This window comes from Streptomyces violascens (genome assembly GCF_014649955.1).
Lineage (GTDB): Bacteria > Actinomycetota > Actinomycetes > Streptomycetales > Streptomycetaceae > Streptomyces > Streptomyces violascens.
The window spans coordinates 109,312-127,904 of sequence record NZ_BMUA01000007.1; the positions used below are offsets into that span (position 1 = coordinate 109,312).

The following is an 18,593-nucleotide window of genomic DNA, read 5'->3' on the forward strand; positions in this document are numbered from 1 at the left end:
CCTTCGTTCCATGACCACGAACGAGACCAAGTCGTACGCACCCGAGCAGCCCCCGCGCCTCCAGTGGGCCAAGGCCGCGCCCGAGGTCTACAAGGCCATGATCAAGCTGACCGCCGCCGCCGAGCGCGGGCTCGACCCGGTGATCGCCGAGCTGGTCAAGATCCGCGCCTCGCAGCTCAACCACTGCGCCCTGTGCCTCGACATGCACACCAAGGACGCGATCGCGGCCGGCGAGTCGGTGGAGCGGATCGTGCAGCTCAGCGCCTGGGAGGAGTCGGCGCACTTCTACACGGAGAAGGAGCTCGCCGCGATCGAGCTGACCGAGGCGATCACGGTCCTCACCGACGGCTTCGTACCGGACGAGGTGTACGACAAGGCCGCCGAGCACTTCGAGGAGACCGAGCTCGCGCAGCTCATCGCGACCATCACCATGATCAACGCCTGGAACCGCTTCGGCGTGACCACCCGCGGCGCGGCCGGCCACTACACCCCGGGAATGTACAAGTGAGCCCAGGCGCAAGGGAGTTCCAGGTCCCCAAGGACGTCTACCTGAGCCTCGCGGAGCTCAGCGCGGCCGCCAAGCGGGGCCTGGGCGACCCGGTCCTCGCCGAGCTGGTGATGATCCGCGCGTCCCAGCTCAACCACTGCGCCTTCTGCCTGGACATGCACCTCGCGGCCGCCCGCAAGGCCGGCGAGGCTGAGGAGCGGCTCGGGCTTCTGGCGGCGTGGGAGGAGGCCGGCGACCTGTTCACCCGGCAGGAGCGCGCCGCCCTCGCCCTCACCGAGGCGGTCACCCTCCTCACCGCCGGTTTCGTACCCGACACGGTGTACGAGAAGGCCGCCGAGCACTTCACCGAGACCCAACTCGCCCATCTCATCGCGGCGATCACCGTCATCAACAGCTGGAACCGCCTGATGGTGACCCGCCGCACGGCACCCGGAGAAACCGAATGGCACAGCTGAACCCTGCCGCCGCCTTCCGCGCCCTGCACCAGGGGCGCACCCCCGGCGATCCGCTGATCCTGCCGGGACCCTGGGACGCGGCCAGCGCCCGGGTCTTCGAGGAGGCGGGCTTCCCTGCCCTGGCCACGCCGAGCGCGGGGGTCTCGGCGTCACTGGGGTACGAGGACGGTTCGACGCCGGCGGACGAGATGTTCGCCGCCGTCACCCGGATCGTGCGATCCGTGTCGGTCCCCGTCTCGGCGGACGTCGAGGGCGGCTACGGCCTCGACCCCAAGGAGCTGGTGGACCGGCTCCTGGAGACGGGCGCGGTCGGCTGCAACCTGGAGGACTCCGCCCAGGGCGCGCTCAAGGACCCGGCCCGGCACGCCGACTGGCTGGCCGAGGTGCGCGCGGAGGCGGGCGACCGGCTGTTCATCAACGCCCGCGTCGACACGTACATCCGCGGGCTGCCCGAGCTGGACGCGACGATCGCGCGGGCCCGGGCGTACGTGGCCGCGGGCGCGGACGGCGTCTACCCCTTCGCAGCCCCGGCCGAGCACCTGCCGGAGATCGCGAAGGCGGTGCCGGTTCCGGTGAACATGGCGGTCCTGCCGGACGCCCCGGGACCGCGCCGCCTCGGCGAACTGGGCGCGGGCCGCATCACGTTCGGCCCCGGCCTCCAGATCCGCGCGACGAACGCGCTGCGGGACATCGCCCGCCAGGTGCGCGAGCTGTAGCCGCCGTACGCAGATGAGGGTGCTCCTGGCCTTGCTCGGGCCGGGGGCACCCTCATGTGCGTACCGGCTACTCGTCGTCCGGCTCGTCCTGGGCGCGCAGGCCCGCCACCCACATCGGCATCAGCCAGTGCACGACCAGGATGCCGAGGAGTGCCGGTAGAGCCACTGCCTCCAGGTTCCCGCCCGCGAGCCGGTACCCGCCTACGGCTGCGACGGTGGCGAACAGCAGCCCGGTGGTGATCCGGTGGGCGCGGGCCAGGACCTCGCTGCGCTCGGCGCGCTGGCGCTCGTCCAGGGCCCGGCGGCGCAGTTCGAGCAGACCGCGCGTCGAGGAATTGATGGCGCCGGTGGCCAAGCACCACGGCAGCAGCAGAGCGACCAGCAGGCAAGCCGCGACTATCGAAGCGTCGAGCAGGGCCGCTAGAAAGGCCGCCACGTACGCGGCGGTCAGTGCGATGTGGCCGACGACCAGCACCCTCCTGCGGCCCGCGGTCGCGTACAGCGGCGCCGCCGCGCGCCGGTTCATGGTCTGCTGCATCCACCGGTCGTAACGCGTCAGCTGTGCGTTCATCACTGGTTCCTCCCGTAGGCCTCGTCGGTGAGCGGGCGGAAGGGCTTCAGGGAGAACAGCGCCTCCACCGGAAGCCCGAAGTACTCCGCGATCTTCAACGCCAGGTCGAGGCTCGGGTTGTACTGCCCGCGCTCGATGTAGCCGATGGTCTGGTAGTGGGCGCCCACTGCCTCGGCCAGGCTCTGTCGCGACACCTTCCGCTCGGCACGCACCATCGCCAACCTGTTGTGCACCTGCTCGCTCATGTATAAGAAGTACTACATTGATGAGTAGAAGCACAACGAGCGGGGAGTCTTCATGTTGGGGCGCAAAGAGCTTTCGGTCCTGGTCCTTCGCGACGCGAACCACATCGCGCAGGAGCTGCGGGAGGCGCTGACCAGTGCGGGCGAGGCGGAGCGGCCCGGCCTTGAGGCTGCCCTGCGGATCGCCGAGCGGGCGGCCGCCGTGCCGGACCGCGAGCTGCGCGCCCGCTGGGTGCGCGAGCAGCGGGCCTCGGTCGGCTACACGGGTCCGGACGACGAGTCGGTGCACGCCGTCAAGGCGCTGCGCCAGGCACAGCCGGGGCTCGGCCTGCGGTCCGCCGTACAGCTGACGAAGGACGCGGCGGCGAAGTAGCGGGAAACGGGCGAAGCCCCGGCAGTGGCTGCCGGGGCTCCGTCGAAACGCGTGCTGCTGGGCTCAGATGAGGCCGAGCTCGCGGACCGCGTCGCGCTCCTCGGCGAGCTCCTTGACGGAGGCGTCGATGCGCTTGCGGGAGAACTCGTTGATGTCCAGGCCCTGGACGATCGAGTACTTGCCGTCCTTCACGGTGACCGGGAAGGAGGAGATGAGGCCCTCGGGGACGCCGTAGGAGCCGTCCGACGGGATGCCCATGGAGGTCCAGTCGCCCTCGGCGGTGCCGTTGACCCAGGTGTGCACGTGGTCGATGGCAGCGTTGGCGGCCGAGGCGGCCGAGGACGCGCCACGGGCCTCGATGATCGCCGCGCCGCGCTTGGCGACGGTCGGGATGAACTCGTCGGCCAGCCACTGCTCGTCGTTGACGACCTCGGCCGCGTTCTTGCCGGCGATCTCCGCGTGGAAGATGTCGGGGTACTGGGTCGCCGAGTGGTTGCCCCAGATGGTCAGGCGCTTGATGTCGGAGACCGTGGTGCCGGTCTTCTTCGCCAGCTGCGAAATCGCCCGGTTGTGGTCCAGACGGGTCATGGCGGTGAAGCGCTCGGCCGGTACGTCCGGGGCCGAGGCCTGCGCGATGAGCGCGTTGGTGTTGGCCGGGTTGCCGACGACGAGGACCTTGATGTCGTCCGCGGCGTTGTCGTTGATGGCCTTGCCCTGCGGCTTGAAGATGCCACCGTTGGCGGACAGCAGGTCGCCGCGCTCCATGCCCTTGGTGCGCGGGCGGGCGCCGACGAGCAGGGCCACGTTGGCACCGTCGAAGGCGACGTTCGCGTCGTCCGTGATGGTGATGTTGCGGAGCAGCGGGAAGGCGCAGTCGTCGAGCTCCATGGCGGTGCCCTCGGCGGCCTTCAGGGCCGGGGTGATCTCCAGGAGGCGCAGGTTGACCGGCACGTCCGGGCCGAGCAGGTGACCGGAGGCGATGCGGAAGAGCAGCGCGTAGCCGATCTGGCCGGCCGCGCCGGTGACGGTGACATTCACGGGAGTGCGGGTCATGGCGATCTCCGTTAGAAACAGCGGGTGGTGGGGTGGTTGCCCCTCGTTTCCGGGCACCCCGTACGCCGGAAACCTGACGTGCGACCGTCTGAATCTTGACGTGAAGAGATGTCCAGCGGTCAGGCTATCCGACCCTGGGCGTCCCACACCCCCGTACACCTGTGGGACGCCTCACGCTGATCGATCATTGACCGGTAGTGGCCGTTCCCGCCTTGCCCGTGGCGCCCGCGGCGGCCTTTCCGGCGGCGCAGCCGCTCTTCCCGCTCTTCAGCGTGGCGCACGCCTTCGCGGCCGCCGGGCCGCTGACGGCGAGCATCTTGGTGTACGTGTCGCGGTACGCGTCCGCCACCACCGCCTCCCCCGCCGTGCCGCCCGAGCTGATCTGCACCCGGTCCCCCGGGGCGACCTGCTTGAGGCGGGCCCAGGCCGCCCCGCACGTCCTGCTGTAGCGCACCTCGACGACCGCGACGCCGACCTTGGCGCTCCCTACCGTCTGGACCAACTTGTCGGTGCAGCCCATCACTTCGGGGTCCTGACCGGTGCAGGAGGCGGCCACGCACTTGACCCCGGCGGGCAGCACGGGCGCCGGCGCGGAGTGGGTCGGGGTGGGCTTGGCCTGCTGCTTGCCGTCGCTCTTGCCGAGGTCGGTGAGGAGCACGGCGGACGTGATGACGAGCAGCGCGCCGACCACCCCGGCCAGGAACATGACGATCCGGCGCCGGTGGTGGCCCGGGGCGGCGGGCGGCTTGGGGGCCCACTGCTTCGCCTGTTTCGGCCGCCGGTCGGTGAGCCCCGCGCTGGGCGTGTGGGCGCGCACCCCTCCCGGCGGCTCGGCCGGCCCGAACTCACCCAGCGCGGCCCGCGCCTGGGCGACCTGCGTGGCCCCCATGGTGCGGTCGTGCCGCTGCTCGGAGCGGCTCCAGGCCCGCTCGGCCAGCTCCCACATGGTGGTCAGATGGACGGGGTGGGTGCCGGTCACCTCGGCGAGCGCGAGGACGGCGGCCTTGGGGGCGAGGAGGCGGCCGCCGAGATACCGCTCCCAGGACGTCTTGCTGTACCCGGTCCGGTCGGCTATGGCGGCGACGCTGAGCCCGCTGCGGTCCACCAGCCTGCGCAGCTGGCTCGCGAACTCCCGCACCTGCGGGTCGAGTTCCTCCGGCAGCGCCTTCCAGCGAGGCATCGCTTCCCCCAATTTCCGTCACTACCCCCAGGGATGCACGGGCCCAGGATGTCAGTTCCCGCAGTGGTGCGCACCGGGACGAAGGAGGTGACTGATGCGTCCACAGCGGTACGGCCAGCGGCGCCCGCACCCGGAAGGTGAGCGGCAGCCCGGCGAGTGCGACAAGCAGATGTCCCCAGGCGTCCAGCGGATCCCAGCCCCGGCTCCCGGACTCCTTGCCGAGCACCGCGGAGGCCCCGGTGAGGGCCGGGCGGCAGGCCTCTACTGCCGCTGCTCCAGGGGGATTTCAACCCGGCGAGGGACGACCGGGGGCCGCACCGGCCGTAGGTTTTCCAGCAGCGGGACGGCGGCGCCCCGCACTCGCCGGGGGAGAGTGCGGGGCGGCTCGGTCCTTCGCCCTACCTGACCGTGAAGTGAACCGCGTCCTCGAGGAACGGCACGTTCAGCCACGGACGGGGCTGGGCCATCAGGGACAGCAGCACGATGGCAAGGCCGAGAACCCCGTACGTGGTGATGTCCGTGAAGCGGGACCGGACGGCCAGCATGCCGACCGACGGCAGCGTCCAGCGCAGGGCCGCGCCCGCCAGGAGAGCGGCGCCGATGATGACGAGCCCGACCCGGAAGGCCTGGCCGAACGGTTCGGTCGCCACCATGAGGAGCCCGAGGCCGACCGCGACCAGAACGGAGAGCAGCGGCCACTGGCGGGCGGGTGCGGACGCGTCCCCGGGTGCGGCACGGCCGCCGCCCTCGGGGCGCGCGGTGTCCCGTGTGACGGACGGGAACCGTCGCGAGCCGCCCTTGCGGGGCCGCGCCGGGGGCATGTCCGCGGCGGACTCGCCCGCGGCCGACGGCTCCGCGTCCTTGGACGGCTCGGGACTCGTACCAGCACCCATGGGCCTCAGGCCTTTCCGGTCAGCCCGCGTCGGCGGCGAGCTCGGCCGCCTCGACGACGTTGACGAGCAGCTGGGCACGGGTCATCGGGCCGACGCCGCCCGGGTTCGGCGAGAGCCAGCCGGCGACCTCGGCGACGCCCGGGTGCACATCGCCGACGATCTTGCCGCTCTCGTCGCGGCTGACGCCGACGTCGAGCACGGCCGCGCCCGGCTTCACGTCCTCCGGCTTGATGAGGTGCGGGACCCCGGCCGCGGCGATGACGATGTCGGCCTGCTTGAGGTGCGTCGACAGGTCACGGGTGCCGGTGTGGCACTGGGTGACCGTCGCGTTCTCGGAGCGGCGGGTGAGCAGCAGCGGCATGGAGCGCCCGATGGTGACACCGCGTCCGACCACGACGACCTCGGCCCCGTTGATCTCCACACCGTGCTTGCGGAGCAACTGGATGATGCCGTACGGAGTGCAGGGCAGCGGGCCGGGCTCGTTGAGGACGAGGCGCCCGAGGTTCATCGGGTGCAGACCGTCGGCGTCCTTGGCCGGGTCCATCAGCGCCAGGATGCGGTTCTCGTCGATGCCCTTGGGCAGCGGCAGCTGGACGATGTAGCCGGTGCACGCGGGGTCCTCGTTCAACTCCCGCACCACCGCCTCGATCTCGTCCTGCGTCGCGGTCGCGGGCAGCTCGCGCTGGATGGAGGCGATGCCGACCTGTGCGCAGTCGCGGTGCTTGCCCGCGACGTACTTCTGGCTGCCGGGGTCCTCCCCGACGAGTACGGTCCCCAGGCCGGGCGTGACGCCCCGTTCCTTCAGGGCCGCCACACGGACGGCCAGTTCGGATTTGATCGCTGCGGCGGTGGCCTTGCCATCGAGAATCTGGGCGGTCATGTTTCCCATTCTTTCAGGGCGACGCTTGATCGCCCAAGTTGCACTTGCACAACACATCCAGCAACCGGCTGGACAAACTTATGTCTCGTTTAGAACGATGATCCGCGCAGTGCCGCGGGCAGTGCCGGGGGGCAAACCGCTCAGAACAGCTATTCCTCCGCTCGGGCCGCGTCGTCCCCGCAACACCAACGGAGGAAAATCCGTCATGAGCTTCGGCGACCCGAACAACCCCTACGGGCAGCAGCCCCAGCAGCCCCCGCAGGGCGGCAACCCGTACGGCCAGCAGCAGGGCCAGCCCGGCTACGGCTACCCGCAGGGCCAGCAGGGGGTGCCGCAGGGCGTGCCGCCGCAGCAGGGCTACGGTTACCCCCAGGCCCCCGGCCAGGCGCCACAGGGCTACGGTTACCCGCAGGCGCCCGGCATCCCCGGTGGACAGGCCCCCGAGGGCTACGCCAATGTGCCGGGCTTGGGTGTCGTCGAGGTCGGCAGCTACGGCGCCCGCTTCGGCGCCCGTCTGCTCGACATGATCTTCGCGTACATCGTGGTGATCATCCTCAACCTGATCATCCTCGGGTCCGCCTTCGGCACCGGCACCAAGAGCAGCGGTGTCGCCGTGGGCGCGATGCTCGGTTCGATCATCGTGTCGTTCCTGACGTTCATCTTCTACGACGTCATCTTCGTCTCCACGATGGGCACCACCCCGGGCAAGAAGATCCTCGGCATGCGGATCGTCAACTCCCGCACCGGCCAGAAGCCCAACTTCGGTGCCGCCCTGGTTCGTTGGGGCTTCCCCATCGGCCTCGGCTACATCACGTGCTTCCTCGGCTACGTGCTGATCGTCATCTCGCCCTTCTTCGACAACACCGGGCAGCTGCGCGGCTGGCACGACAAGGCCGCCAACACCCTGGTCATCAAGGGCTGATCACCCGGACCAGCACCCCGGGCCGCGCTCCTTCCGAGGGGCGCGGCCCTTCGCGTGTGCGGGGTCGGTGCGGGGTCAGTGGAAGAAGTGGCGCGTTCCGGTGAAGTACATCGTCACGCCCGCCTTCTTCGCCGCCTCGACCACCAGCTCGTCGCGGACCGAGCCGCCGGGCTGGACCACGGCCTTGACCCCGGCGTTCGCCAGGATCTCGAAGCCGTCGGGGAACGGGAAGAACGCGTCGGAGGCGGCGTACGAGCCCCGCGCGCGCTCCTCGCCGGCCCGCTCGACGGCGAGCTTCGCGGAGTCGACCCGGTTGACCTGGCCCATGCCGACACCGACCGAGGCGCCGTCCTTGGCGAGCAGGATCGCGTTGGACTTGACCGCGCGGCAGGCGATCCAGGCGAAGGCGAGTTCCTTCAACTCGGCCTCGGACAGGGCCGCTCCGCTGGCCAGCGTCCAGTTCGCGGGGTCGTCGCCCTCGGCCTGGAAGACGTCGGTCTGCTGGAGCACCGCGCCGCCGGAGACCGCCTTGAGGTCACCGGGCTGGTGCGGGGTGCCGTCCACCTTGAGCACCCGGATGTTCTTCTTGCGGGCCAGCACCTCGACGGCGCCGTCCTCGTAGTCCGGGGCCGCGATGACCTCGGTGAAGATCTCGGCGACCTGCTCGGCCATCGCCACCGTCACCGGCCGGTTGACGGCGATGACGCCGCCGAACGCGGAGAGCGGGTCGCACTCGTGGGCCTTGCGGTGGGCCGTGGCGAGGTCGGCGTCGACCGCGATGCCGCACGGGTTGGCGTGCTTGATGATCGCGACGCAGGGCTCGTCGTGGTCGTAGGCGGCGCGGCGCGCGGCCTCGGTGTCCACGTAGTTGTTGAAGGACATCTCCTTGCCGTGCAGCTGCTCGGCGTTGGCGAGCCCGCCCGGCTGTCCGTCGGTGTAGAGGGCCGCGGCCTGGTGCGGGTTCTCGCCGTAGCGCAGGGTCGACTTGCGCTCCCAGGTGCCGCCGAGGAACTCGGGCAGCGCGGCGTCGCCCTCCTCGGGCGCGTACACATTGGTCATCCAGGACGCCACGGCCACGTCGTACGCGGCGGTGTGCTGGAACGCTTCCGCCGCCAGGCGCTTGCGGGCGGTGAGGTCGAAGCCGCCGTTCTTGACGGCGTCGAGCACGGCCGCGTACCGCTGCGGGCTGGTGACGACGGCGACCGAGGGGTGGTTCTTGGCGGCGGCGCGGACCATCGAGGGCCCGCCGATGTCGATCTGCTCGACGCACTCGTCGGGGCTCGCGCCGGAGGCGACGGTCTCCTTGAACGGGTACAGGTTGACGACGACCAGCTCGAAGGGGCGCACGCCGAGCTCGTCGAGCTGCGCGCGGTGCGCGTCCAGGCGCAGGTCGGCGAGGATGCCCGCGTGCACCTTCGGGTGCAGCGTCTTGACCCGGCCGTCCAGGCACTCGGGGAACCCGGTGAGCTCCTCGACCTTGGTGACCGGCACCCCGGCGGCGGCGATCTTCGCGGCGGTCGACCCGGTGGACACCAGCTCGACCCCGGCCGCGTGCAGCCCTTGCGCCAGCTCCTCAAGACCCGTCTTGTCGTAGACGCTGACCAGCGCCCGCCGGATGGGCTTGACGGTGTCCGTACTAACCGAGTTCACCGATCTGAACCTTTCGTCCCTCAATGCGGTAGCCGTTACGGGCCAGGCGCCCCACGACATCGACGAGCAGCGCTCGCTCGACTTCCTTGATCCGCTCGTGCAGAGCGGCTTCATCGTCCTCGTCCCGGATCTCGACCACGCCCTGGGCGATGATCGGGCCGGTGTCGACGCCGTCGTCGACGAAGTGGACGGTGCACCCGGTGACCCTGGCGCCGTACGCGAGCGCGTCGCGGACGCCGTGGGCTCCGGGAAAACTGGGCAGAAGCGCGGGGTGGGTGTTGACCACACGCCCCCCGAACCGGGCGAGGAATTCCTTCCCCACGATCTTCATGAACCCGGCCGAGACGACCAGGTCCGGCGCGTACGCGGCGGTCGCCTCCGCCAGCGCGGCGTCCCACTCCGCGCGCGAGCCGTGGTCCTTGACCCGGCACACGAAGGTCGGGATCCCGGCCCGCTCGGCGCGCTCCAGCCCGGCGATGGAATCCCGGTCGGCGCCGACGGCCACGATCTGGGCGCCGTATCCGTGCGGATCGTCGGCGATGGCGTCGAGCAGGGCCTGCAGATTCGTGCCGGACCCGGACACCAGGACCACAAGGCGGGCAGGGCGGTGCGTTTCGGGCGGTGAAGGGGACGCGGAGGGGGGCGGGGAGGCCACAGCGGGGCTCTTTCTCGCGGTCGTACGTCTTTGTGTGGTCGTACGAACGAATCGTGCCCCTCGATACGGGGAACTCTACGAAAGCGCCGACCGTCAGCAACGATACCGGCACACCGGACGGCCCCCACGGGACGGGGGCCGGACCGCCAGGTAGCGTCTGGGAGGACGCCGCGAGACGAGACCTGTCTCACTTACTTGTTTCACTTACATGCGAGATGTGACCCCCTGGCCCGACCGGCCGGTCGCGGGTCCGAGGGGAAGACGTTCACCAGATGCCGGACCGACGCCACCAGCTGTTCGCAGCCCGCCAGTCCTCCACCCCCGGCTCCCCTCACTCGACGGACCCGGGGAACTCGGGGCCGCAGGGCACGGGAAGCGGCACGGGAGCGGGCCCCGCCGACGACAACCCCTTCGCCCCGCCGCCCGAGGGCCGCCCCGACCAGCCCTGGCAGCCGCGTCGCCCGGAATCGGGCGAGGGCCATGACCACCAGCAGGGTTCGCCCTGGGGCAGCCAGTGGAGCAACCAGCAGCCCGGCCGCGCGCCCGGCGGCTTCGGCCAGCGCCCCGAGCGTCCGGAGGGCGGCCCGGGCCAGAACCCGCCGCCGCCCGGCCCGCGCTGGGACCCCACGGACCCGGCCCAGCGCCGCGCCCGCTACGCGCTGCTCTCCGGGATGTGGGCGTTCTTCTTCGCCCTGTTCGACATGCCGGAGATCTCCCTCCTCCTGGGGGCGCTCGGCCTGTACTGGGCGATCAGCTCCCTGCGCGCCAAGCCGAAGCCCCCTCAGGCGCCGTCCGCCACGTCCCCGGCTCCCGCCGCTCCCGCCGTCCCGGCCCCGCCGCAGGGCAGGCCGCAGATGACGGCGGCGGTGACGGGCCTGGTCACGGCGGTCCTGGCGCTGACGGTGGTGGCGTCGACCTACACGATGCAGATCGTCTACCGCGACTACTACACGTGCGTGGACGACGCCCTGACCAAGTCGGGCCAGTTGGCCTGCAACGACCTCCTCCCGGAGAAGCTGGTCCCGCTGTTCGGGGTGAAGGAGTAGCCCTGGGCTCACTCGGGCTCGGTGCGGCCCGAGCCCGGGGATTCGGTGTCGCGTACGGGGTCGGGCTTCGGGGTGGGGTCCGCGAGCGGTCCTCCCGGTACCGGCCCGGCCCCGAGATCCCGCCCCTCCGGCGTACGAGAAGCGGGGCCCCACGTGCCGGGTTCCGGTGCCGGGTCCACCGGCAGCCCCAGATACCGGCGCAGCTCGGCGTCGACCTCCGCTACCGTCCCGGCATCAAACCCCGTTCGGGGCGGGAGGCCTGCGGGCCTGGGTGCCGGGTTCGTGGGCAGGGGGAGGTCCGGCGGAAGTCCGGGACCACTTCTCGGCGCTGACCCGGCGTCAGCATCCAGCCCCTCCGGCGGGCGGGGACCGGAGCCCGGGGTGGGCCCCCAGGTGCCGAGCCCCCGTGCCGGGTCGGCCGGCAGCGCACGATCCGGTCGCAGTCCGGGATCGTCTTCCGGTGCTGACGCCGCATCAAGACCCAATTCCTCCGGCAGGCGAGGAGTGAGGCCGGGGGCCGGGCCCCAGTCGCCCGGCCCCCGCACCGGGTCCGCCGGCAGCCCGAGGTACCGGCGCAGTTCGGCGTCCGCTTCGGGTACCGACGCGGTCCCGCCCCCCAGCCCCTCGGGCGTTCGCGGAGCGGGGTCCGCGGTGGCGCCCGGGTTCGGGAACGGGCGGGGCGGGGAAGAAGGCGCTCCGGCCCCCGCCAGGGACGTGTCCGCCATCAGCCCGCCCGACGCCTCCTTCAGCGCGGCCCACCGCGCCTCCCGGGCCCCGTCCTCGTGCCACAGCCCGGCCCCGTCCACCGGCGTGAAGTCGTAGTCGTAGTCGGTCCCGCCCCCCTGGGTGGCCGGCGCCGCAACCGCCTTGCGCCGACGCGGCAGCCGCGGCAGCCGTGCGAGCACCCCCGCCATCCGGTCCCGCACGGTGCGCCGCTCGGCGGAAACCCACCTCCGGCACCCCCTCAGGATCACCGCGCCGGGCACCCCCACACCCGTCGCCCACAGCAGCGCCGCGCACCCGGCACGCCACCAGACCGGCCCCAGCGCGGCCAGCGCCCCCGTGCCCAGCGGCCCGCCCGCCATCGCCGCGAGCAGCGCGAACGCGCACCCGCACAACACCGCCCCGAGCAGGGCGGCCCGCGCGGTCTCCCGACGCCCCCACCCTTCGGCGGCGGCCACCCGCGAGGTGAACCCGGCCAGCACCAGCCCCGCCGCCAGCGGCACCACCGCCGCGGCCCAGTTCCACCAGGACCCGTGCCCGCCGGTCGGCACCGCCGCGAGCAGCGGGAAGTGCGGCAGCGCGGGCGTACCCACCACGCCCAGCGGGCTCGCCACCGCCCCCGTACCGACAGCGAAGCCGGGACCGAGGCCGTACGAGGCGCCCCACACCGCCGCGTTCGGCACCAGCGCGACGCCGAGCAGCAGCAGCGCGAACCGCCCCGAGGAGTCCTCCGCGAGCCGCAGGAACGCGTCCTGGGCGACGCCGAGGTGCCAGACGAGCCCGGCCCCCGCGAGCAGTGCGCCGCCGCCGAGCAGCGCGGAGGTGGCGGCCCCGGCGGCCCGCGCGGCAACACTCGTACGAGCGGCCAGGAGCATGCGCCGTACCCACGCCGGAACACGGTCCGGGAGCGGCCCGAGCGGGCGGCCGTGCGCGGTCCAGACGCCGGCCCCGACCGCGAGCGCCACAGTGAGCGGCAGGTGCAGCATCGCGCTGAGCGGGGCTGCGGGCAGCGGTCCGGTGACCGCATACAGCACGGCGGCGACCGCGATCGCGAGGTATCCGCCGGTCACGCCCCAGAACACGGTCCGCGCGGAGGGCAGCGGCCCGAGGCTGCCGTCCTCGTACGCCTCGTCCTCGTCGGGCAGCCGCACGTCTCGGGCCGCGCGGTGGGCGAGCCAGATCGGCAGCACCGTCAGGAGCAGCGGAACCAGGCCCACCGGGGCCGGTGTGCCGCTCAGGGTTGCGGGCCTGACCAGCTGCGCGCCATGGGCGAGCAGCCACAGGGAGGCGGCCGTGCGCAGGGCGCCGCCGAGCCCGTTGTCGGGGTAGGGGGAGCAGATCCACAGCATCATCACGAGCACGGCCAGGGCGCCGAGCCCGAGCCCCGCCGCGATCGCGCCGCGCAGCAGACAGGTGGCGAGTACGGAGGGGCGCGCCTGGGCGGAAGACAACGGCAGGCTGCGGTCGGTCACTTGGGTCACCCGGGCCATGCTGCCAACGACACGCGCTTTCTGCGCGTAACCGGCGAATGGCCGATGTGTCGCTCAATATACGGTTATGTACTTTTTCACCCGGGGCGATTCGAGCTGCGTCGCCAAGGGTGCAACAGCCGCTACGGCCTTCGCGGGGAGCCCTGGGAGCCCTTCATGACACAGAGCACGGCCGATACCAATGACACCGGTGCCAGGCCTCCCCTGCCCACCCCCAAGGAACGGCGCCGCCTGCGGGAGGCGAAGGACCTGAGCGAGGCGCAGATCGCGACGGCCATCGGCGTCACGCGGGCGACCGTGCGCTCCTGGGAGACCGGCCGCACCACGCCGCGCGGCCGCAAGGGCGACACCTACGCCCGGCTGCTCGCCGGCATCGAGGCGGAGATGGCGGCGGTGGCCGGCGAGGACGACCGCGCCCCGGGCGACGACGGAAAGGACTCCGGCTCCGGCGGGCACGACACGGCCCGTCCGGCCGTCGCCGCCCGGGCCAAGGCGGTGAAGGGGACCAAACAGCCCGCGAAGCCGCACGCGGCGAAGACCCGCCCCGAGCCGGCCGCGAAGAAGGCCGCGAAACCCCCCACCACCCCGCACGCCCGCCACGAGCACACGGCCCCGGCCCCCGCTCCGGCCGCCTCCGTGCCCGGCCCCGCCGAAGAGGCGCTGAAGTCCGGCGCGCCGACCGGGGGCGCCGCCCACGCCTTGCCGGAGCAGCCGCCCGAGCCGGAGACCGCCGAGCCCGAGGGCGAACACGAAGCACCCGCCCCGCCGGCCGACCCGGACCCGAACCCGGGCGCGGACCCGGATCAGACCACCCCATCGGTCCCGCGCACGCCCGCCGAGGCGTTCGACGCGCTGTACTGCTCCACCGCCTCCGGCCTCGCCCGGCAGGCCTACCTGCTCACCGGGCGGACCCGGCTTTCGCGCGAATCGGTGGAGCGCGCCTTCCATCTGGCCTGGGAGAACTGGCCCGAGGTCGCCACCGACCGTGACCCGGCGGGGTGGGTGCGCGCGGCGGCGTACGAATACGCGATGGCCCCCTGGCACCGCTTCCGGCGCGCCCACAAGCACCCCGACCAGCCGCCCACCGAGCCCGAACGCCGGGCTCTGCTCGACGCGCTGCTCGATCTGCCGCCCGCCTACCGGCGCACGGTGCTCCTGTACGACGGCCTCGGGCTCGATCTGCCGGAGACCGCCGCCGAGACGGAGGCCAGCACCCCGGCCGCCGCGAGCCGCCTCCTTACGGCGCGGAACGCCATCGCCCGCCGGGTGCCCGCGGCGGCCGGGGCCACGACGCCGGAGGCCCTCTCGTCCGTACTGCGCGAACGCATCGCCGACCTCGCGGCCGCCGGGCCCGCCTCGGTCACCGCGCTGCCGTCCGCTCCGGTCGTACGCAAGGGGAGCGAGCGGCGCCGCCGGTTCTGGACCCGGGCCGCGATCGCCTTCACCACGCTGATCGTCGGGGCGACGATGTTCACCGTGGCGACGGTGCCGCAATTCCACGTGCTTCCGGTGCCGCCCGGCGAGCGCGTCTCCGGCGTCCCTGCGGTCAGCGGCCCGCAACGGCTGACCGGCGAGGACATCGAACTGCGCGACAAACTGCGCACGGCACCGGCCCGCGGCCCGTACCGCCTGGTCCCGGACATCGGCTGACGGCCCGTTCCCGGGTACGCACGAGGGCCCGCACCCCCCGAGGAGTGCGGGCCCTTCATGCGTACCCGAGGAGCTGGGCTCCGCGAGACGGTGCTCAGCCGGCGAGGATGGCGCGCGCCAGCTTGGCGGTCTCGGTCGGCGTCTTGCCGACCTTGACGCCGGCGGCCTCAAGGGCCTCCTTCTTCGCCTGGGCGGTGCCGGAGGAGCCGGAGACGATGGCGCCGGCGTGGCCCATGGTCTTGCCCTCGGGCGCGGTGAAGCCCGCGACGTAGCCGACGACCGGCTTGGTGACGTTGGCCTTGATGTAGTCGGCCGCACGCTCCTCGGCGTCGCCGCCGATCTCGCCGATCATCACGATCAGGTCGGTGTCGGGGTCGGCCTCGAACGCGGCGAGCGCGTCGATGTGCGTGGTGCCGATGACCGGGTCGCCACCGATGCCGACGGCGGACGAGAAGCCGATGTCGCGCAGCTCGTACATCATCTGGTAGGTCAGCGTGCCGGACTTCGACACCAAGCCGATACGGCCCGGCTTGGTGATGTCGCCCGGGATGATGCCGGCGTTGGACTGGCCCGGCGTGATCAGACCGGGGCAGTTCGGGCCGATGATGCGGGTCTTGTTGCCCTTGGAGTTCGCGTACGCCCAGAAGGCGGCCGAGTCGTGCACGGCGATGCCCTCGGTGATGACCACGGCGAGGGGGATCTCGGCGTCGATGGCCTCGACGACGGCGGCCTTGGCGAAGGCCGGCGGCACGAAGAGGACGGAGACGTCGGCGCCCGTCTTCTCCATCGCTTCCTTGACGGAACCGAAGACCGGGACCTCGGTGCCGTCGAAGTCGACGGAGGTGCCGGCCTTGCGGGGGTTCACGCCACCGACGATGTTGGTGCCGTCGGCCAGCATGAGCTTGGTGTGCTTCATGCCCGTGGCGCCGGTCATGCCCTGGACGATGACCTTGCTGTCCTTGGTGAGGAAGATAGCCATGGTGGTGTCTTAACCTCTTCCCTTACTTCGCAGCCGCGAGCTCGGCGGCCTTGTCGGCCGCGCCGTCCATGGTGTCCACACGCTGCACCAGCGGGTGGTTGGCGTCGCTGAGGATCTTGCGACCCAGCTCCGCGTTGTTGCCGTCGAGACGGACGACCAGCGGCTTGGTGACCTCTTCGCCCTTCTCGGCGAGCAGGGCCAGCGCCTGGACGATGCCGTTGGCGACCTCGTCGCAGGCGGTGATGCCACCGAAGACGTTGACGAACACGGACTTGACGTCCGCGTCGCCGAGGATGATCTCCAGGCCGTTCGCCATCACCTGGGCGGACGCGCCGCCGCCGATGTCGAGGAAGTTGGCCGGCTTCACGCCGCCGTGGGCCTCACCGGCGTACGCGACGACGTCCAGGGTGCTCATGACGAGACCCGCGCCGTTGCCGATGATGCCGACCTCGCCGTCGAGCTTCACGTAGTTGAGGTTCTTGGCCTTGGCGGCCGCCTCGAGGGGGTTGGCCGCGGCCTTGTCCTCAAGAGCCTCGTGGTCGGGCTGACGGAACTCGGCGTTCTCGTCCAGCGACACCTTGCCGTCGAGGGCCAGGATGCGGCCGTCCTTGGTCTTGACCAGCGGGTTGACCTCGACGAGGAGCGCGTCCTCGGCGACGAAGGTCTTCCACAGGGTCACCATGGCCTCGGCGACGCCCTCGGCCACGTCGGCCGGGAACTTCGCGAGGGCCACGATCTCGCGGGCCTTCTCGATGTCGACGCCGTCGACGGCGTTGACCGGGACCTTCGCGAGGGCCTCGGGGGTCTTCTCCGCGACCTCCTCGATGTCCATGCCGCCCTGCACCGACGCCATGGCGAGGAAGGTGCGGTTGGTGCGGTCGAGGAGGTACGAGACGTAGTACTCCGCCTCGATCTCCGGGGACAGCTCGGCGATCATCACCTTGTGGACCGTGTGGCCCTTGATGTCCATGCCGAGGATGTCGGTGGCGCGGGCGACGGCCTCGTCCGCGTCGGCGGCCAGCTTCACGCCGCCGGCCTTGCCGCGGCCACCGACCTTCACCTGCGCCTTGACGACCGACTTGCCGCCGAGACGCTCAGTGGCCTCGCGCGCCGCCTCAGGCGTGTCGATCACTTCACCGGCCAGCACCGGTACACCGTGCTTGGCGAAGAGGTCCCTCGCCTGGTACTCGAACAGGTCCACGCGCGTCCGTCCCTTTTCAGTGGTATCGCGGTTCCGTTGTCTGCTGGGCGTGCCGCGAAGGGCAACGTGACGGCGCTGTCACTGAGGGAGGCGTACACGGTGTCCGAGCACGCGGCATGTCCGTCTCGCAGGTTATCTCTGCAGGACGTAGGTCCCTAAATCACAGATCACACCTGGGCGGTGATACCTGTCACAGATCACCTGCTCAGGGCGCGCCCAGGCGGGGCCCCGCTCACGCCTCGGGTATCGGGAGCGGCCGCCGCTCGATCGCCGCGGCCATCACCTCGGGGAACAGGTCCGGGGTGCAGGCGAAGGCGGGGGCGCCCAGCGCGGCCAGGGCCGCGGCGTGCTCGCGGTCGTAGGCCGGGGCGCCTTCGTCGGAGAGTGCGAGCAGGGCCACGAACTGCACGCCCGACGCCTTCATGGCGGCGACCCGCTTCAGCATCTCGTCCCGTATCCCGCCCTCGTAAAGATCGCTGATGAGAACGACCACGGTGTCGGCAGGGCGGGTGATCTGCGACTGGCAGTAGGCGAGCGCCCGGTTGATGTCGGTGCCTCCGCCCAGCTGGGTGCCGAACAGCACGTCGACGGGATCGTCGAGCTGATCGGTCAGATCGACGACAGCCGTGTCGAAGACGACCAGTCGGGTGGCGATCGAGCGCATCGAGGCAAGAACAGCACCGAAGACGGAGGCATAGACGACAGAGGCCGCCATCGAGCCGGACTGGTCGATGCACAGCACGACGTCCTTCTTCACGCCCCGCGCCGCGCGCCCGTAGCCGACCAGCCGCTCGGGCACGACGGTGTTGTACTTGGGCAGGTAGTTCTTGAGGTTGGCCCTGATGGTGCGGTCCCAGTCGATGTCGCGGTGGCGGGGCCGGCTGATGCGGGCGCTGCGGTCGAGGGCGCCGGTGAGGGTGGCCCGGGTGCGGGTGGCGAGCCGCTTCTCCAGGTCCTCGACGACCTTGCGCACCACCGCGCGGGCGGTCTCCCGGGTGCTCTCGGGCATCGCCTTGTTGAGCGAGAGCAGGGTGCCGACAAGGTGGACGTCGGCCTCGACGGCCTCCAGCATCTCCGGCTCCAGGAGGAGCGTGGCGAGCCCGAGCCGCTCGATGGCGTCGCGCTGCATGACCTGCACGACCGAGCTCGGGAAGTACGTACGGATGTCGCCGAGCCAGCGCGCGACGGACGGCGCGGACGCCCCGAGCCCGGCACCGCGGTCCTTGCCCCCGCTCCTGGCGCCGCCGTAGAGCGCGCCGAGCGCCCCGTCCATGGCGGCGTCCTGCCCGGCCAGGGCGCACCCTGTCCCCTCGGCGCCGGGCTCCCCACCGAGCACGAGCCGCCAGCGCCGCAGCCGCTCGTCAGCACTTGGTTGCATGCTGGTCATCAATTCCCCATCCCCACAA

The 18,593-nt window shown here is 71.8% G+C and carries 19 protein-coding genes; 7 read left to right on the forward strand and 12 right to left on the reverse strand.

Annotated features, from left to right (window positions below):
* Positions 1-10 precede the first annotated feature (10 nt).
* From IE206_RS16840 to IE206_RS16850, 3 genes are read left to right on the forward strand one after another with little or no spacing between them, the layout of a single operon-like run.
* Positions 11-508 carry a carboxymuconolactone decarboxylase family protein gene (locus IE206_RS16840; RefSeq protein ID WP_189962984.1) on the forward strand — a complete coding sequence of 166 codons (498 nt, stop codon included), beginning with the start codon at positions 11-13 and terminating at the stop codon, positions 506-508.
* On the forward strand, positions 505-963 hold the full coding sequence (locus IE206_RS16845) for a carboxymuconolactone decarboxylase family protein (protein WP_229853199.1): 459 nt from the start codon (positions 505-507) through the stop codon (positions 961-963). The genes IE206_RS16840 and IE206_RS16845 overlap by 4 nt, the downstream gene beginning before the upstream one ends.
* Positions 951-1,679: an isocitrate lyase/PEP mutase family protein gene (locus IE206_RS16850; RefSeq protein ID WP_189962985.1), complete on the forward strand. Its 729-nt coding sequence runs from the start codon at positions 951-953 to the stop codon at positions 1,677-1,679. Before IE206_RS16845 ends, IE206_RS16850 begins: the two co-directional genes overlap by 13 nt.
* A 67-nt stretch (positions 1,680-1,746) precedes the next feature.
* On the opposite strand, the gene IE206_RS16855 is transcribed toward IE206_RS16850, so the two are convergent.
* A complete protein-coding gene (locus tag IE206_RS16855) occupies positions 1,747-2,250 on the reverse strand; it encodes a hypothetical protein (RefSeq protein ID WP_189962986.1) in 504 nt (167 codons plus the stop codon).
* Positions 2,250-2,495 (reverse strand): helix-turn-helix transcriptional regulator, encoded by a 246-nt coding sequence (locus IE206_RS16860; protein ID WP_053728356.1) that lies wholly within the window; start codon positions 2,493-2,495, stop codon positions 2,250-2,252. The genes IE206_RS16855 and IE206_RS16860 overlap by 1 nt, the downstream gene beginning before the upstream one ends.
* Positions 2,496-2,547: 52 nt before the next feature.
* Between IE206_RS16860 and IE206_RS16865 the strand changes: the two genes are divergently transcribed.
* Positions 2,548-2,865 (forward strand): hypothetical protein, encoded by a 318-nt coding sequence (locus tag IE206_RS16865; RefSeq protein ID WP_189962987.1) that lies wholly within the window; start codon positions 2,548-2,550, stop codon positions 2,863-2,865.
* 63 nt (positions 2,866-2,928) lie between these two features.
* Here IE206_RS16865 and IE206_RS16870 read toward each other — a convergent pair whose 3' ends face one another.
* The 4 genes from IE206_RS16870 to IE206_RS16885 form a co-directional block, all read right to left on the reverse strand.
* A complete protein-coding gene (locus IE206_RS16870) occupies positions 2,929-3,918 on the reverse strand; it encodes a malate dehydrogenase (RefSeq protein WP_189962988.1) in 990 nt (329 codons plus the stop codon).
* A 184-nt stretch (positions 3,919-4,102) separates the two neighbouring features.
* A complete protein-coding gene (locus IE206_RS16875) occupies positions 4,103-5,098 on the reverse strand; it encodes a helix-turn-helix domain-containing protein (RefSeq protein ID WP_189962989.1) in 996 nt (331 codons plus the stop codon).
* Between the two features lie 398 nt (positions 5,099-5,496).
* Positions 5,497-6,000: a DUF3017 domain-containing protein gene (locus IE206_RS16880; RefSeq protein ID WP_373300933.1), complete on the reverse strand. Its 504-nt coding sequence runs from the start codon at positions 5,998-6,000 to the stop codon at positions 5,497-5,499.
* 10 nt (positions 6,001-6,010) lie between these two features.
* Positions 6,011-6,871, reverse strand: coding sequence for a bifunctional methylenetetrahydrofolate dehydrogenase/methenyltetrahydrofolate cyclohydrolase (locus IE206_RS16885; protein ID WP_189962991.1), 861 nt, complete (start codon positions 6,869-6,871; stop codon positions 6,011-6,013).
* A 205-nt stretch (positions 6,872-7,076) separates the two neighbouring features.
* Between IE206_RS16885 and IE206_RS16890 the strand changes: the two genes are divergently transcribed.
* Positions 7,077-7,793 (forward strand): RDD family protein, encoded by a 717-nt coding sequence (locus tag IE206_RS16890; RefSeq protein ID WP_189962992.1) that lies wholly within the window; start codon positions 7,077-7,079, stop codon positions 7,791-7,793.
* Between the two features lie 75 nt (positions 7,794-7,868).
* Here IE206_RS16890 and purH read toward each other — a convergent pair whose 3' ends face one another.
* On the reverse strand, positions 7,869-9,503 hold the full coding sequence (gene purH, locus IE206_RS16895) for a bifunctional phosphoribosylaminoimidazolecarboxamide formyltransferase/IMP cyclohydrolase (RefSeq protein WP_189963137.1): 1,635 nt from the start codon (positions 9,501-9,503) through the stop codon (positions 7,869-7,871).
* On the reverse strand, positions 9,430-10,098 hold the full coding sequence (gene purN / locus IE206_RS16900; RefSeq protein ID WP_189962993.1) for a phosphoribosylglycinamide formyltransferase: 669 nt from the start codon (positions 10,096-10,098) through the stop codon (positions 9,430-9,432). Before purN ends, purH begins: the two co-directional genes overlap by 74 nt.
* A gap of 272 nt (positions 10,099-10,370) precedes the next feature.
* On the opposite strand from purN, the gene IE206_RS16905 reads away from it, so the two are divergent.
* Positions 10,371-11,144, forward strand: a complete 774-nt coding sequence (locus IE206_RS16905) for a hypothetical protein (RefSeq protein WP_229853200.1) — start codon at positions 10,371-10,373, stop codon at positions 11,142-11,144.
* Between the two features lie 8 nt (positions 11,145-11,152).
* Here IE206_RS16905 and IE206_RS43175 read toward each other — a convergent pair whose 3' ends face one another.
* Entirely contained in the window at positions 11,153-13,339 is a 2,187-nt protein-coding gene (locus IE206_RS43175) for a cell division protein PerM (RefSeq protein ID WP_189962994.1), read from the reverse strand.
* A gap of 174 nt (positions 13,340-13,513) precedes the next feature.
* On the opposite strand from IE206_RS43175, the gene IE206_RS16915 reads away from it, so the two are divergent.
* Positions 13,514-15,007, forward strand: coding sequence for a helix-turn-helix domain-containing protein (locus tag IE206_RS16915; RefSeq protein ID WP_189962995.1), 1,494 nt, complete (start codon positions 13,514-13,516; stop codon positions 15,005-15,007).
* A 94-nt stretch (positions 15,008-15,101) separates the two neighbouring features.
* Here the strand turns inward: IE206_RS16915 and sucD are convergent, their stop codons facing one another.
* The 3 genes from sucD to IE206_RS16930 form a co-directional block, all read right to left on the reverse strand.
* A complete protein-coding gene (gene sucD / locus IE206_RS16920) occupies positions 15,102-15,986 on the reverse strand; it encodes a succinate--CoA ligase subunit alpha (protein WP_189962996.1) in 885 nt (294 codons plus the stop codon).
* Between the two features lie 22 nt (positions 15,987-16,008).
* The gene (sucC, locus tag IE206_RS16925; RefSeq protein WP_189962997.1) at positions 16,009-17,187 is read right to left on the reverse strand and encodes an ADP-forming succinate--CoA ligase subunit beta; all 1,179 of its coding nucleotides are present in this window, start codon (positions 17,185-17,187) and stop codon (positions 16,009-16,011) included.
* A 232-nt stretch (positions 17,188-17,419) separates the two neighbouring features.
* Positions 17,420-18,574, reverse strand: coding sequence for a VWA domain-containing protein (locus IE206_RS16930; protein WP_189962998.1), 1,155 nt, complete (start codon positions 18,572-18,574; stop codon positions 17,420-17,422).
* Positions 18,575-18,593: the final 19 nt, after the last annotated feature.